The organism is Psychrobacter sp. I-STPA10 (assembly GCF_021012795.1).
In the GTDB taxonomy this organism is placed as follows: Bacteria; Pseudomonadota; Gammaproteobacteria; order Pseudomonadales; family Moraxellaceae; genus Psychrobacter.
Genome location: NZ_VFYU01000004.1, coordinates 27,011 through 41,798, shown reverse-complemented (window position 1 = coordinate 41,798; position 14,788 = coordinate 27,011). Strand labels below are relative to the sequence as shown.

Genomic DNA, 14,788 nt, shown 5'->3' with positions numbered 1-14,788 from the left:
TGACTGTCTATTATGATTAAATTATCTACTGACAACACTAAGCGTCAACTGTCGATACATGGCTGGATTAGCTTGCTATTTGGCTTTTTACTGTATGTGATTGTATTAACAGGGGGAATCGTTGTTTTTGAAGAAGAGCTTAGCCAGTGGTCAGTCAGCACCCACGGGCAGCATCACCCATTAATGAGTATGGCGGCTAATGCTGAGTTGGGTCTGTCACAAGATGCAGCACCCACACAAGTAGAATCTATAGATAGCATTATTAGTCAACTTGCCGCACAGACACCAAAGCGATATCACCACAAAATTGAGATTCGAGAATCTTATCAAGGCTTCCTGCGTATCACTTTTGAGGCAGATCAAGCAATAAATAATAAAACAGCAGATAAAAGTAAGCAGGCAAATTCTACCGATGAGGCAATTGCACAGGTATTGCAAAAAAAACAAATCATGCAATATCTTGTTGATCCTGTAAAACGACAAATATTACAGGTGAATACTGATCCTGAGCAACTGATAGATACTTCTACCAGTAGTTGGGTGCGCTTTATTCGCAACCTGCACACAGACTTATATTTGCCACTAGGTATCAGCCGCTGGGTAGTAGGATTATTTGGCATGATGTTACTGATAGTGACCATATCAGGGTTTTTATTACATCGCCATCTGATTAGGGATTTGTTTTTAGCACCTCGCAGACGTTCTAGTGAACTTCTTAAACAACGGGATGCCCATAATTTAGCAGGTACATGGAGTTTGCCGTTTGCTTTTTTATTGGCATTTACAGGGGCATTTATTTGCTTTGATACTCGTGTGGGACTTCCTGTAGTGGTATTAACGGCTTTTGATGGTGATGCAAAAGAAGCAGTTGCGACATTATTACATGAGCCCAGTGTCGATGAGGTTGCCAGAGCAAGTAGTGGACAGGGTGGGCAGGGCAGTGAGCAGCTTAATGACCTTTATAACCTTGATAAAATCATCGCCGATGCCAGTAGCCGAGCAACGACGACTCCAGATCAGATTATTATTGATGGCTATGGTGCCGAGCAGACAATAGTTACCTTATCTCATCCGTCAGTGCAGATGGACAATTCGATGTTGCCATATACTTTATTATTTAATGGTAACAATGGCGAGTTTATCCGCGAGGTAGCACGGGTTGGGTTTGAGCCAACTGTGAGCTCAAAAGCCTTACGACTTATGTATGCCTTACATTTTGGGGATTTTTCAGGTTGGATTGCCAAGGTGATATGGTTTTTATCTACTTTAATCTTATGTTATGTGATTATCACTGGCTTTAACTTATGGTTTGAAAGACGTATTAAGCAGCCAAGTTGGCAGCGACTTTATGTCAGTGTGCCTATTTTGGCTTATGGTTTCCCCATTGCCTTGATGAGTGCTGCTTTTGGCTATTTTGTGGCTTACTCAGGGGGCACAAGTAGTAGTGAAATAGATGCAATTTGGATGGGGTTTTGGATAGGCTGGTTAATTAGTTTGGGTAGCTTAGGATTTTGTTTTGTATTACAGTACCTGCAAAAGACAGCAACAGATATTGCACATACATTATGGTTAATTAAGCAGTATTTACGCACCTTTATCATTGCATTTGCATTATTGATGCCGCTGATACGATGGCAAGTCTCTGGGCAAGGTTGGTATCAACTTATGCTTAACCATCAGGGTGCAGTGATAGTGATTGATATGTTTTTTTTGAGTGTGGCATTAGTAACATTGATAAGATGGCTTAAACTAAGTGACTCAAATTTAGCTTTAAGTAAGCAGTCAAAACCATGAAAACACTGATTTTAACCTTTATTAGCCTAATATTTAGTGGTGTTATACTTAAGCTGCTGGTAGATAATGATGCCAAACGCTTAAGAGCTTATAGGCTGAAATCACCACAACCTTGGGTACAGAGGTATCGGCGTAGATTATGGGGATTGGTTGCATTACCCTGTATCATTTTGCTTTTATGCAATAATTTTACAGCACTCACTTTATGGCTAATTGGAATTTGTATGTTAGGCTGGATGCTAGCGGCGAGACCACCACAGCATTAACTATATTGTGGACTGGGCAATTAATCTTTAGTATTTATAGTTAATCTAATATAATTTCACCACAAAGTAACCGAGTGCAGATAGTACATGTAGTACAGCTAGCGAGATTAACAGCGTGGTGGTTTTATAGTAGGCAGACTATACTTGCTTGATATACAGTGGTTAAGGTTTGCTTATAACCCAGACAGATAGGGGTTACAACTCACCACTTAATGGGGTGTTTGGGCATTCACCACTGGCATCGGCAATCGCTTCATCGATTACTTTTTGACTGACCCCTTTTTGGCGTAATGTTTCTAAAAACACTTCATCATGAGCCAGTGTATACTTATCATTGTCTCTATCTAAGCCTTGACGTATATATAGACGTATCAGCCCTTGAATGCGCTGAAAACCAAATTCTTGTGACGTAGTTTCAAGCATGGCAATCAAATCTTCTGACAGTCGAATACTGATAGGACGGCTGATTTGCTGTGGGTGGTTAGAAAATTTATTTTTGATATGGGGAGGTAACATAGTGGTAACCAAATGTCAGAGAGGGCAGCTATACCCATTCTAAATAGTAAGTTAATTTGCTAAAAGCCATCTAATTTATTATAAGTGAAATCAATAATAACTCAAACTTTTCTCATATAAGAAAAACTATTTATTTGCATGATATTTTTGTTTGGCCACAAAAAAAGCCCTTACAATTGAAGTAAGGGCTTATTTAGTACTCTTAGTAAGTACAAATATGGCTCCCCAACCTGGGCTCGAACCAGGGACATACGGATTAACAGTCCGCTACTCTACCAACTGAGTTATTGGGGAATAAGTTGTCTTAAACAAAACAGTATAATAAGGTACTGCATTTGCGTTAAGTGGGGCGTATTTTAGCCAAGGTTTGTGAGTCTGTCAACCCTGATATTTAATTTTATCGGTATTTATCTATATAAAATAAATGTTTGATACATGTTGTCGATAAAAAAAGCCCTAATCTTGGAAGATCAGGGCTTTTGGCATTTGCCAATAACTTGGCTTTACAAAACGTGATAACTTTATGTTATTAATTAATCAAGAATATTGATTTGTTTTGTAAGTAGCTTAATTTATCAGCTGATATTTGTACTTGATATCCAGATAATTCATTAAGCTAAAATATGGCTCTCCAACCTGGGCTCGAACCAGGGACACACGGATTAACAGTCCGATGCTCTACCAACTGAGCTATTGGAGAATAGTTGGTCTTAAATAATAACAGACTATGTTTATATTCTGCATTTGTCTTAAGTGGAGCGTATTCTAGCAAAGTTGACAGAAACTGCAAGCTTTTTTTTAATTTTTAGCTATTTTTTTCTTAATTTTATCAAATGAGGGTCAAAAAACTGTTTTGTAGGCTTATTTAAATACTGTCAAGTTAGTCAAATAGCCCTGCACACAACAGATTTAACGCTATAATGCAACAATCACAAAAATAAACTATTTGCTTGTAGCAACCTTTATCACTTTTGATCACTAAGGATTACCATGACTGAACATAATACTCAAGCTACTGTCAAAAAAGCACCCGTTAAACACGAACTGTATATGTCCATTTTGATGACACCAGATATGGCTAATTTTATTGGTAATGTGCATGGTGGTGACTTACTTAAAATGCTTGATCAAGTGGCGTATGCGTGTGCTAGCCGTTATAGTGGTTCGCATGTGGTGACACTATCTGTAGATCAGGTGATGTTTCGTGAACCGATTTATGTTGGCGAGTTGGTGACATTTGCTGCCAGTATCAATCATGTTGGGCGTACTTCAATGGAGGTGGGTATTCGAGTAGAAGCAGAGAATATCCAAGCTCGTACCATACGCCATACCAATAGTTGCTATTTTACCATGGTTGCCATTGATGATAATGGTAAGCCAACCCCAGTCCCACCGCTTGAGATTAAAACGCCACTACAAAAATGTCGCTTTGATGCGGCCACTGAGCGCAAAAAAATCCGTATGCAAGAGTCTAAGCGTCCAAGCTGTGATATCAGTGAGTTTGTGGGAGAGCTTGATGAAAGTAGAGAGGAATAAAAATCGTAAAAATATAAAAAATAATGGCTGTAGGATTAAAGCTAATTAAATAGCAACTGTTTTAATCGAATTGTATGATAAGTTTACAAGCTAACAATAATAGTTCATATTTTATGATGTTAAAGTGTGTGTATACACAGATAGGCTGATAAATTTATAAATTATAACTGAATAGGAGAAATGAGCATGCGTTTGCTATTACAAAAAACATTGCAAAGTGGTGTGTTGGCGACAGCGATTGTGTTTGGTATGGGTTCGGTGTCTGCACAAGCAGCAACGCCAACAGATGCTTCTATTACAAAGCTTATGCAAGTAATGCATATGTCTGAGATGATGGAGCACATGCTGGGTTCAAAGAGCGATATGATTCAAAGCATGGTACAAGCACAGATACAAAAATCAGATACGACACCGATAACCCCTGCCCAGCGGCAACAAATCAATAATATTGTGGATAAAAATATCAGTCAGATGTTGGCTAAAATAGAACCACAAGTGAATCAATTGGCACAAAAAGGTTTTATTGATGCAGCAAAACAATATTATACGCAACAAGAGGTAGATGCACAGATTGAGTTTTATAGTAGTGCAGTGGGGCAAAGTATTGTTGAAAAGCAACCAGAGGTGATGCAAGCTTATATGGTTAATATTATGCCTGAGATTATGGGCATTATGGACAAGCAAATGCAGGTAACCATGCCTGTGATGATAAAAGAGCTTGATGCCGTTATACCACAAAAATAGTGGGCGGTTTTAGCTAGTAATGTTGTTAATAGCCCATTGGCTGCATTTTGTGCACCTTTGAGCTAAAAAATACTTAAAAATATCGGTATCCAAATGGCGGTGATAATACCATTCACCGCCAATCCAAAAGCGGCATAACGCCCTGCTGTTTCACTCATCTGCCATGCTTCTACGGTACCAAAGGCATGTGCAGCTAGCCCTAATGCCAAACCTTTGGCACGATCATCTTCTATGCCGCGAAATAAAAAGCGAGCAACCCCAGCCCCCAATAAACCTGAGACAATGATGATTAAGTTTGCCATGGCTAAAGGCGCATCAATAATGGCAGCAACGCTAAGTCCAATCGGTGTCGTTACTGAGCGAGTCGCAAAGGAGAGTAGCGTCTCTTGGCTAAGTGAAAATAAATATGCCATCGACATTGGCAATAATGCACCGACTAGACTGGCAATAATGACGATAATAGACAGCCGTTTCAGTGGCAGTCCTTTAAAGTTCATTGCTGCTAAGGGAATAGCCAACATTACTGTTACATAGCCTAATAGATGGTCAAAAATGGGTTTGGCAACCGCATAGTAGGCTTCATATTGCCAATTTAGTAGGAATAAAAAGGCAATGACCAATATCATGGCTGTAATAACCAAAGGAACACCACGTACACGTATGGCGATTAAGCGTGCGATAACATGCGCCACAAGTGTCAATAGTATGGCTGCAAACACTGCCATAAAAGGGGCATTAGCAAAGTAGTCTGTCATCTTTTTGGTGTCCTATTGGCTACTTGTGGTGTCGTTTTGAGAAGCAGTAGGGTGGGTGTTGATGCTATTGTCAGGGGTGTCTTTTAGCCAGTGGTTGGCAAGTTTTGCAAGCCCCCACAAAGGAATCAACGTGCTGACAATGATGGTAATAACAATGCCCCAAAACTCATCACCTAGGGCAAATAGTAATAGTCCTGCACCTGCTGATACGGGCAGAAATGCAAACCCACTATCGACTAATAGACGGTTACTGGCACGGCTAATCCATTCAGGAAGTCCTTTGGTGAGTCGCCAAACCATCAAGATGATAAACATCACAATCATGCCAACGATATTGGCTGCACTTTCAATATCCAAAGCTCGGCAAACCAGTACCGCTCCTTCACGAATGATAATAACCATCAATAAAGTCAATACAATGGCGATGGGCAGCGATAGTTGTGAGGATTGTGGTGGCTGAATTTGCGTCATTTGTTTAACATTCCGCTATAGGTTCTATGGGCTAATGATTTATGTGCTAGTCAGTATCCGTTTGTAGTATATCAGAGCTTTGAGTTTGTGTATCAGTTGCCACTGTTTCGGATTGGTTTTGAGTTTGCTCAAATGCCTCAAGTGTTGGCGTTAATTTATCGGCTTGCGCTTTGGGCAGTACATCATAAGGGTCAATATCGGCTTGCCCGAGTAATTGTAGCAGTTTGTCATTAGGCAGTTTGATTTTGAGCTGTTCGTGCCCTGCTTCATCAAAATCTTCACTCAAAATAACGTCCAATTTATACAACGCATTTTTTAACTGACCTGCATCAAAGGGTAGGGTGAGATCATAAGTATGTAGTCGCCCTGATAATAGCTGCTGTACGGCATCATAAAGCTTATCAATACCCAGATCTTTTTGCGCAGACACATAGACACGATTGGGCACACCTTCACTGGCATAGCCAATATGAGGTGGCTCGTCTGTAAGGTCAATTTTGTTATAGACATTGAGCACAGGTACGTCGTTATTTATCTCAGCCAATACAGCTTGTACCGCTTTGATTTGTTCGTGCATGTCTTCACTGGCTGAGTCGATAACGTGTAGCAGTAAATCCGCCTCAAGTGTTTCTTCTAGGGTGGCATGAAATGACTCAACCAATTCATGGGGCAGATGGCGTACAAAACCGACGGTATCAACCAATACCACCCGACCTAAGCCTTGCCAATCTAAACGGCGTAAGGTGGGGTCTAGGGTAGCAAACAGTTGATCAGCGGCATAGATGTTTTCATCGACCAGACGGTTAAATAAGGTAGATTTACCCGCATTGGTATAACCGACCAGTGAGATGGTCAATACATCGGACTTTTGCCGTTTGGCACGACCTTGTGCTCGGGTTTGTTTTACTTTATCAAGGCGGGCTTTGAGCTGAGTGACTCGGGTTTGTAATAAACGGCGGTCAGTTTCTAGCTGTGTCTCACCCGGTCCTCGCAGACCAATCCCACCTTTTTGCCGCTCCAAATGCGTCCAACCACGCACAAGTCTGGTCGATAAGTGGTTGAGCTGTGCTAATTCTACTTGCAGTTTACCTTCATAGGTGCGAGCACGCTGGGCAAAAATATCCAAAATCAGCCCTGTACGATCCAGTACTCGGCATTGGAATAATGCTTCAAGATTACGCTCTTGTGAAGGTGATAGACTGTGATTAAAAATAACGATATCGGCATCATGTAGGCGTACTTGTTCAGCAATTTCTTCGGCTTTACCCGTACCGACAAAATATTTGGCATCAGGTTTTAGGCGTGAACCTGTGACCAATGCCAGCTCTTGTGCGCCTGCCGAGTCTACCAGTAGTTGAAATTCTTCTAAATCATCAGGATCTCGCATCTGTCTGATGTCTAGGTGTACCAGTATGGCTTTTTCGCCGCCTTCGTACCGATCAAAATATTCCAAAAATTATCCCCTGTGCTGTCAGTTTATTAGGTTTGCTTAGTGGTTATGTTGGTGCAATAGCTACTGATAAATGTGTAAAACCGTAACAATTTTGGCAGAAGTTATCATTATTTTGCCATCTATTTGTCACATAACCGACATTCTACGTTTTCATACTTGAGTACTGCATACAAATGGTTATCGAGATTGATTATGAGTACATCGCTAATGTTGAGCGTTACTAATTCCCACACTTTGCTCAGTGATACGAATAATGCAGCATTACTTGATGCTGCCTATCATGATAGCAATATACAGTCAATAGATAAACGTAGGATTCTACACGCCAATGAAAATGACTGCCATACTTTTTCACAAAAAAAATCTGCCAGCCAAGCATTACAGTGTTTATTGATTGATGGGCGTGATACTTGTTTTATCTTAACAGAAACACCGCCTACTGTACTGAGCCCTAAGCAAGCAATGATGGCAATTTATGAGTCATTATTTTTGTATGAAGCAAAACCATACCAAAATACTTTGTCATATTTACCATCACAATACAAGATAGCGGATAAGACAGCTAAAGACTACCTACAAGCGGCAAAGCGACTACGTGCACAGTGCTTTGCTGAAGGATTTGGCGCAACCTTTAATCAAGGTATAGACCATGATGAATTTGATGAGGAATGTATTCATATTGTGGTTACTCAAGCAGATCAGATCATTGCCACCACGCGTTTATTAGATAGCCATCGTGCCAGTAGAGTGGGGCGTTTTTATAGTGAAAATGAGTTTGATTTATCTACATTGCTGCCACACTATCCTTACAATGTACTAGAGATTGGGCGTACTTGTATTCAGCAAAAATATCGTGGCAGTAAGGTCTTAGCACAGCTATGGCAAGGGGTAGCGATGATGGCGCAGGCATTGTCGGTGAATGCGTTTATGGGTTGTTGTTCTATACCGATTGGCGCAGGTGATATCAATACTTGGTTGGCACAGCTACATAATGTACCCAAAGTACAAGCAAGACCCAAATATCGCTTGCCGCCTAGCGTGCTGCAACAGCCACCAAAAATCCCACCTTTATTGCGCACATATCTCAAAATGGGCGCAAGTGTGGCAGAACAAGCGTGTTTTGATGTCAGCTTTCATTGTGCTGATATTTTTATTTGGATGCCCTTTGAGCAGATCAAACCAGCATATCAGCATTTGTTGCAATAAAAATAATGATGGTTGTCATCATAGTGTGAATTGCACCATTAAAGAGAGTGCGAATGCACTGAATAGCGACCAGATTGAGTGCAGTTTTAGTTATTTTACCTTTTTTAGTTGAGTTTTAGCACCATTTTAGGGCATTTTAGTGTTTTTGTTACTTTTATTGGCTGGCATGTTACTTGTATCTGTTGTTAGTAAGAAAAGATATTTCTGGTTTTAAAGATAATTTAACCTTTCTTTATCTTTAAACTGGCATTCATCATATTACTAACCTATAAGGATCATGCCATGCCTGCACATAAAAGCCCGCTTGATAATCTCCCCATTGCTGCTAATACCGTACCTACAGGTGTTAGCACCGGCGTACACGTACTTCCTACCGACGCCATTCCTGACCAAAACAAAGTGGTCAATGAAACCTTAGAAGATTACACCCTACGTTATGCACCGCACAGCTTTCGTAAATGGACACCTCGAGTGGTCGCTATTACCGCACTTGGTGGTATTGCTTACTTAGCAGATTTTTCCATTGGCGCAAGTATTGGTTTGGCTTATGGCACCACCAATGCGGTGTTATCCATTCTTTTTGCTGCCATGATTATCTTTTTAACCGGCATTCCAGTATCTTATTATGCCGCCCGTTACAACATTGATTTGGATTTAATCTCACGTGGGGCAGGCTTTGGCTATTATGGGACGGTAATTACCAGTATTATTTTTGCCAGTTTTACCTTTATCTTTTTTGCCCTAGAAGGCGCCATCATGGCACAGGGTTTAAAGATGGGGCTTGGCGTTCCGCTATGGATTGGCTATTTGGTGTCTAGCTTTATGGTGATACCACTGGTGATTTATGGTATGAAGGTATTAAGTACCTTGCAAGTTTGGACGACGCCAATATGGCTAATACTGATGGTGTGTCCTGTAGGTTATGTGATTTTGCAAAACCCTGCTTTGGTGAGTGACTGGAGTCAATTTACTGGCAATGGTGCTTATCAAGCCTATGACATGGGTGCTGTGATGCTTGGGGCTGGGGTGTGTCTGGCATTGATTATGCAAATTGGGGAACAAATTGACTATCTACGTTTTATGCCCGCCAAAACCAAAGAAAACAGCACTTCATGGTGGATTGCCATGCTATCAGCAGGACCAGGTTGGGTGGTATTGGGTGCAATTAAACAAATGGTCGGTGCGTTCTTAGCCTTTTACCTTATGGCACAAATGCTACCTGATAACGTGATTACTGAGCCAGTACAGCAATTTACCTCCGTATTCCAAAGCTTTATCCCCGGTAGCTTTGCCATTGGCTTGGCAGTCGTATTGGTGGTGATTTCTCAAATTAAAATCAACGTCACCAACGCCTATTCTGGCTCACTATCATGGACGAGTGCTTATGCCCGAGTCACCAAACATTACCCCGGTCGCATTGTGTTTGTGATTATGAATGTGGGCTTGGCATTGTTGATGATGGAAATGGATATGTTTTCTTTCTTAAACAGTATCTTAGGCTTTTATTCTAACTTTGCCATTGCATGGGTCGTGGTGGTCGCCACTGACATTGCTATTAATAAATATCTGCTAAAACTATCACCCAAAGAGCCAGAGTTTCGCCGTGAAATGCTCTATGACTTTAACCCAGTTGGTCTGGTATCATTTGGACTAGCAGCAGGGCTATCTATAGCGGCATTCTTTGGACTGTTGGGTGAGTTTTTAGCTTCATACTCACCTTTGATAGCCTTGGTTGTTGGCTTTGTGATGACACCAATCATGGGATTAATCACTGGCGGTAAATACTATATCAAGCAAGGCGATGATGGTATTGATGAGCCGCGTTTTGATAGTGAAGGCACACCAGTGGCAACGCTATATCATTGTGTGGATTGTAATGAGAATTATGAGCGCCCTGATGTGATGTACTCTACTGCTCATAGTGGGGTTATCTGCTCACTATGTAAAACTTTGGAAAAATAATAATAAGCTTAGTTTAATCGATCTTTTTTAAACAGCCATCAAGATACGATATTTGATGGTTTTTTTTGGTTTTTAGCCACAAATTACTTTATAGTATTGCTTACGATTTAAACTGTTTTTAGCAAATTATTAAAAAATTATTAAGGTGTAAGGCAAGAAAATATGAATGACAAATGGCATGATTGTGAATAAGCGTGCAAATGACTGGCATTCACAGCTAACGCTAGGGTTTATCAATCGTCAGCAAACCACCCAACTCACCCAGCGTCAGCATACAGGGGCGTTGCGGGTACAACGGGCATTATATCCTGAGCCCCAGTATCCCGAACCACAGTATCCCGAGTCCCAGAATGATGAGTCCTCTACTTTATCAACAAAACAAACGGGGATTTGTCATGTGATGGTGTTATATCCCCCAGCAGGCATTGCTACGGGTGACCATCTAAAGATAAATATTGATTTGGCTGAAAATACTCATGCCTTATTAACCACCACAGGGGCAGGTAAGTGGTATGGTCGGGGAAGTGGTGAAAATAGTGATAGAGAAAATAACAAAGAAAATGCCAGTGAAAGCCATGCTAGTGAGCAGTATGCCAGCCAAAAAGTACAGATAAACCTTGATAAACATGCCCGCTGTGAATGGCTACCTCAAGAGAGCATTGTGTATAATCAGGCGTATTTACAAGCACAGACGCAGTTTGATTTGGCAGAAAACAGCAGTTTGCTAACGTGGGATATTGTGGTGTTTGGCAGGCAAGCGTATCAAGAAAAGTTTGTGCAAGGACAGTATCATAATCAACTGCGGATTTATCGAGAAGGTAAGTTAATTGTTTATGAGCAGGTCAATCAATCAGCTGACTCTCGCTGGTTTGCATCGCCATTAGCGATGAATGGTAAACATGTGATGGGTACGTTTTGGGCAGTACCTGCAAATGCTACGCTAGATTTGGCAGAGATGGTTAAGCAGTTAAGAGCTTATATTGATTCTGAAGAACTAGACGTCTATTGTACCCATACGCCACATGCGATTTGCATTCGTTATTTGGGTGATGATGTGGCAGGTTGTTTTTCGGCATTTAGTCAATTACGTCATCTATTACGTAAGCAGTGGTGGCAATTAGCCGAACATAACCCGCGTATTTGGGCAACTTAAGCTAAGGGGCTGTCCTAGATAACTAGCTCAAACCCTCCGTCTAAAGGCAAAGAGAACTGTTCCCCCTCCCTGAGAGGCGTTAGAAAATTGCACTGCAATTTTAGCCCCCTCCTTGTAGGAATTTCTATTTAAAGAAATTCCTACAAGGAGGGGGCTAGAAACCATATTAAAAATAGTCATACTATATTTTTTGAAACACCACCTAACAAATTACTAAGGACAAGTTATGCAATTAACCCCGACCGAAAAAGACAAATTGCTATTATTTAGTGCTGGCATGGTTGCCGAACGCCGTAAAAATCGAGGGGTAAAACTCAATTATCCCGAAGCTGTCGCCTATATCAGTATGATGCTATTAGAAGGGGCAAGAGATGGCAAAACCGTAGCCGAGCTGATGAGTGAGGGTAATACGTATCTGAGTCGTGATGAGGTCATGGAGGGTGTACCTGAGATGATACATGATGTGCAGGTTGAGGCAACCTTTCCTGATGGGACAAAGCTGGTGACGGTACATGACCCTATTGTATAAAAATAAAGCAAATAAAATAAAATAAAGGACTATCCGTATGAGCCAAGATAACCATAATTCACAGACAACAGACACAACACCCAAACTTGCCAGTAGTCAGCAACCAAAACCTGATGTGATTGATACCACTAAGATTGGCGGTTATCAGCTTGTCGAAGAGGATATTATTATCAATGCAGGACGGCAAACGCTGACATTGACCGTCACCAATACAGGCGACAGACCAATTCAAATTGGTTCACATTATCATTTTGCTGAGGTCAATAACGCGCTTGAATTTGACCGCAAACTGGCGACAGGATTTCGGTTAAATATCATCTCGGGTACGGCTGTTCGTTTTGAGCCGGGGCAGTCTCGAGAAGTCGAGCTAGTGGCATTGGCAGGCAAGCGTGAAGTCTATGGCTTTCGTGGTGATGTCATGGGGGTATTGCCTGACAGTTCTGATAATCCTGATAGTTCTGATAGCCAAAATAAAAATGGCGAAAAAAGTACAACAGGTATTTCTAACAAACGCATTCCTCGTCAAGTCTATGTCGAACATTTCGGTGCAACCATAGGCGATAAAGTCCGCCTTGCCGATACCAATTTATGGCTCAAAGTTGAAAAAGACTTTACCCATTATGGTGAAGAAGTAAAATTTGGTGGGGGTAAAGTCATTCGTGATGGCATGGGGCAAGGACAGCTCAGTGATGAAAAAGTTGCTGATACAGTGATTACCAATGCATTAATTGTGGACTATACAGGCATTATCAAAGCTGACGTTGCCATCAAAGCAGGTTGCATTAGTGGTATTGGCAAAGCGGGTAATGCTGATATTCAGCCTGATGTCACTATTCATATCGGGGCAGGTACAGAGATTATCGCTGGCGAAGGCAAAATCTTGACCGCAGGGGGCATTGATAGTCATATTCACTTTATCGCCCCTCAGCAGTGTGAAACCGCATTGATGTCGGGGGTTACCACCATGCTCGGTGGTGGTACAGGACCTGCACAAGGCACGCTTGCCACCACTTGCACACCCGGGGCTTATCATATCCAAAATATGCTCAAAGCCTTAGACGATGTGCCGATGAATATTGGTTTATTGGGTAAGGGTAATGTCAGTTTGCCCGAGCCGATACTGAGCCAAATCAAAGCAGGGGCTATCGGGCTAAAACTGCATGAAGACTGGGGGACGACCCCGCAAGCCATTGATAACTGTTTAAGCGTTGCCGATAAGCATGATGTGCAGGTCGCCATTCATACCGACACCCTTAATGAAAGTGGCTATCTACAAAGTACCTTAGGGGCATTTAAACAGCGTTGTATCCATACCTTTCATACCGAAGGGGCAGGCGGTGGACACGCCCCTGATATTCTTAAAGCCATTGGTGAACCGCACGTTTTGCCGTCTTCAACCAATCCCACCCGACCTTTTACCATCAACACCATTGATGAGCATTTGGATATGTTGATGGTGTGTCACCATCTAAGCCCTGCTATTAGTGAAGATGTCGCCTTTGCAGAAAGCCGTATCCGTCAAGAAACCATCGCGGCTGAAGATATTTTGCATGACCTTGGGGCAATTTCGATGATGAGCAGTGACTCACAAGCGATGGGGCGAGTCGGTGAAGTGATTATGCGTACATGGCAAACCGCAGATAAAATGAAAATGCAACGAGGACACCTTGCCCCTGACAACTCTGCCAATCAGCAAGCACAAGCAGGGCAAATTTGCCTGACTCAAGCTGACCAAGACAGCGATAATGATAACTTTCGCATCAAACGCTACATTGCCAAATATACCATCAACCCTGCCATTACTCATGGCATTAGCGATGAAGTTGGCTCAGTAGAGGTGGGTAAATGGGCAGATTTGGTACTGTGGTCGCCCGCCTTTTTTGGGGTAAAACCAGACTGCATCATCAAAGGTGGACTGATTGCCAATGCTCCGATGGGGGATATTAATGCCTCTATTCCCACTCCACAGCCCGTACATTATCGCCCGATGTTTGCCAGCTTTACCAACGGCGTACATGATACTTGCATTACCTTTGTGTCACAAATGGCGGTCGATGAAGGCGTAGCAAAAGAGCTAGGACTTAATAAAATCATCAAGCCTGTGCATGGTATTCGCCAAATTCGTAAAGCCGATATGCGTCTGAATAACTATTGCCCAAAAATGGACATCAACCCCGAAACTTATGAAGTGCGAGCCGATGGTGAACTGCTGACGTGTGAGCCTGTAGATGTTGTGCCGATGGCACAGCGATACTTTTTGTTTTAAGGTTATACAAGTTTACATTTAGGCGAGCTTAATTGTCGTAGATGAGTGTTTTGGTCATTTTGGTATGGCTAAGTTTTGTCTTAGCCAATGTGAGTAAACAGTGGTAAACTTTGGCTTGATTTTGGATTTTATTTATT

General features: G+C 41.8%; 13 protein-coding genes and 2 tRNA genes. 9 read left to right on the top strand and 6 right to left on the bottom strand.

Annotation, left to right across the window (positions count from 1 at the left end; genetic code table 11):
• Window positions 1-12: 12 nt before the first annotated feature.
• Both FHK89_RS02050 and FHK89_RS02045 read left to right on the top strand, forming a co-directional pair.
• Window positions 13-1,794, top strand: coding sequence for a PepSY-associated TM helix domain-containing protein (locus tag FHK89_RS02050; RefSeq protein WP_230656118.1), 1,782 nt, complete (start codon window positions 13-15; stop codon window positions 1,792-1,794).
• Window positions 1,791-2,060: a Uma2 family endonuclease gene (locus tag FHK89_RS02045; RefSeq protein WP_230656114.1), complete on the top strand. Its 270-nt coding sequence runs from the start codon at window positions 1,791-1,793 to the stop codon at window positions 2,058-2,060. The genes FHK89_RS02050 and FHK89_RS02045 overlap by 4 nt, the downstream gene beginning before the upstream one ends.
• A 195-nt stretch (window positions 2,061-2,255) precedes the next feature.
• Here FHK89_RS02045 and FHK89_RS02040 read toward each other — a convergent pair whose 3' ends face one another.
• From FHK89_RS02040 to FHK89_RS02030, 3 genes are all read right to left on the bottom strand, one after another.
• Window positions 2,256-2,576 carry a CopG family transcriptional regulator gene (locus FHK89_RS02040; RefSeq protein ID WP_230656111.1) on the bottom strand — a complete coding sequence of 107 codons (321 nt, stop codon included), beginning with the start codon at window positions 2,574-2,576 and terminating at the stop codon, window positions 2,256-2,258.
• A 218-nt stretch (window positions 2,577-2,794) separates the two neighbouring features.
• Window positions 2,795-2,870: transfer RNA gene (locus FHK89_RS02035), tRNA-Asn, on the bottom strand.
• A 330-nt stretch (window positions 2,871-3,200) separates the two neighbouring features.
• Window positions 3,201-3,276: transfer RNA gene (locus FHK89_RS02030), tRNA-Asn, on the bottom strand.
• Between the two features lie 290 nt (window positions 3,277-3,566).
• On the opposite strand from FHK89_RS02030, the gene FHK89_RS02025 reads away from it, so the two are divergent.
• Both FHK89_RS02025 and FHK89_RS02020 read left to right on the top strand, forming a co-directional pair.
• Window positions 3,567-4,112, top strand: coding sequence for an acyl-CoA thioesterase (locus FHK89_RS02025; RefSeq protein WP_230656109.1), 546 nt, complete (start codon window positions 3,567-3,569; stop codon window positions 4,110-4,112).
• Window positions 4,113-4,298: 186 nt separating this feature from the next.
• On the top strand, window positions 4,299-4,856 hold the full coding sequence (locus FHK89_RS02020; RefSeq protein WP_230656106.1) for a DUF2059 domain-containing protein: 558 nt from the start codon (window positions 4,299-4,301) through the stop codon (window positions 4,854-4,856).
• Window positions 4,857-4,918: 62 nt separating this feature from the next.
• Here the strand turns inward: FHK89_RS02020 and FHK89_RS02015 are convergent, their stop codons facing one another.
• Genes FHK89_RS02015 through hflX form a run of 3 tightly spaced genes read right to left on the bottom strand, consistent with a single transcriptional unit; the run spans window position 4,919 to window position 7,535 of the window.
• Complete coding sequence (locus FHK89_RS02015; protein WP_230656103.1) at window positions 4,919-5,611, bottom strand: LrgB family protein; 693 nt, start codon at window positions 5,609-5,611, stop codon at window positions 4,919-4,921.
• A gap of 12 nt (window positions 5,612-5,623) precedes the next feature.
• Window positions 5,624-6,082, bottom strand: a complete 459-nt coding sequence (locus FHK89_RS02010; protein WP_230656100.1) for a CidA/LrgA family protein — start codon at window positions 6,080-6,082, stop codon at window positions 5,624-5,626.
• Window positions 6,083-6,128: 46 nt separating this feature from the next.
• Window positions 6,129-7,535, bottom strand: a complete 1,407-nt coding sequence (hflX, locus tag FHK89_RS02005; RefSeq protein WP_230656097.1) for a ribosome rescue GTPase HflX — start codon at window positions 7,533-7,535, stop codon at window positions 6,129-6,131.
• A 192-nt stretch (window positions 7,536-7,727) separates the two neighbouring features.
• Here hflX and FHK89_RS02000 point away from each other — a divergent pair, with 192 nt between their 5' ends.
• The 5 genes from FHK89_RS02000 to ureC all read left to right on the top strand — a co-directional run bounded on the left by FHK89_RS02000 (window position 7,728) and on the right by ureC (window position 14,651).
• Window positions 7,728-8,741, top strand: coding sequence for a GNAT family N-acetyltransferase (locus FHK89_RS02000; RefSeq protein ID WP_230656094.1), 1,014 nt, complete (start codon window positions 7,728-7,730; stop codon window positions 8,739-8,741).
• A 282-nt stretch (window positions 8,742-9,023) separates the two neighbouring features.
• Entirely contained in the window at window positions 9,024-10,703 is a 1,680-nt protein-coding gene (locus FHK89_RS01995; protein ID WP_230656090.1) for a purine-cytosine permease family protein, read from the top strand.
• A gap of 184 nt (window positions 10,704-10,887) precedes the next feature.
• The gene (locus FHK89_RS01990; RefSeq protein ID WP_230656087.1) at window positions 10,888-11,856 is read left to right on the top strand and encodes an urease accessory protein UreD; all 969 of its coding nucleotides are present in this window, start codon (window positions 10,888-10,890) and stop codon (window positions 11,854-11,856) included.
• Window positions 11,857-12,082: 226 nt separating this feature from the next.
• A complete protein-coding gene (gene ureA, locus FHK89_RS01985) occupies window positions 12,083-12,385 on the top strand; it encodes an urease subunit gamma (RefSeq protein ID WP_227430045.1) in 303 nt (100 codons plus the stop codon).
• Between the two features lie 118 nt (window positions 12,386-12,503).
• The gene (ureC, locus tag FHK89_RS01980; RefSeq protein WP_230656360.1) at window positions 12,504-14,651 is read left to right on the top strand and encodes an urease subunit alpha; all 2,148 of its coding nucleotides are present in this window, start codon (window positions 12,504-12,506) and stop codon (window positions 14,649-14,651) included.
• The last annotated feature ends 137 nt before the right edge of the window (window positions 14,652-14,788 follow it).

Bases quoted from the DNA above. Each gene is read 5' to 3' on its own strand.
- FHK89_RS02050 (WP_230656118.1), top strand. From the start codon at position 13: ATGATTAAATTATCTACTGACAACACTAAGCGTCAACTGTCGATACAT.
- FHK89_RS02045 (WP_230656114.1), top strand. From the start codon at position 1,791: ATGAAAACACTGATTTTAACCTTTATTAGCCTAATATTTAGTGGTGTT.
- FHK89_RS02040 (WP_230656111.1), bottom strand. From the start codon at position 2,576: ATGTTACCTCCCCATATCAAAAATAAATTTTCTAACCACCCACAGCAA.
- FHK89_RS02025 (WP_230656109.1), top strand. From the start codon at position 3,567: ATGACTGAACATAATACTCAAGCTACTGTCAAAAAAGCACCCGTTAAA.
- FHK89_RS02020 (WP_230656106.1), top strand. From the start codon at position 4,299: ATGCGTTTGCTATTACAAAAAACATTGCAAAGTGGTGTGTTGGCGACA.
- FHK89_RS02015 (WP_230656103.1), bottom strand. From the start codon at position 5,611: ATGACAGACTACTTTGCTAATGCCCCTTTTATGGCAGTGTTTGCAGCC.
- FHK89_RS02010 (WP_230656100.1), bottom strand. From the start codon at position 6,082: ATGACGCAAATTCAGCCACCACAATCCTCACAACTATCGCTGCCCATC.
- FHK89_RS02000 (WP_230656094.1), top strand. From the start codon at position 7,728: ATGAGTACATCGCTAATGTTGAGCGTTACTAATTCCCACACTTTGCTC.
- FHK89_RS01995 (WP_230656090.1), top strand. From the start codon at position 9,024: ATGCCTGCACATAAAAGCCCGCTTGATAATCTCCCCATTGCTGCTAAT.
- ureA (WP_227430045.1), top strand. From the start codon at position 12,083: ATGCAATTAACCCCGACCGAAAAAGACAAATTGCTATTATTTAGTGCT.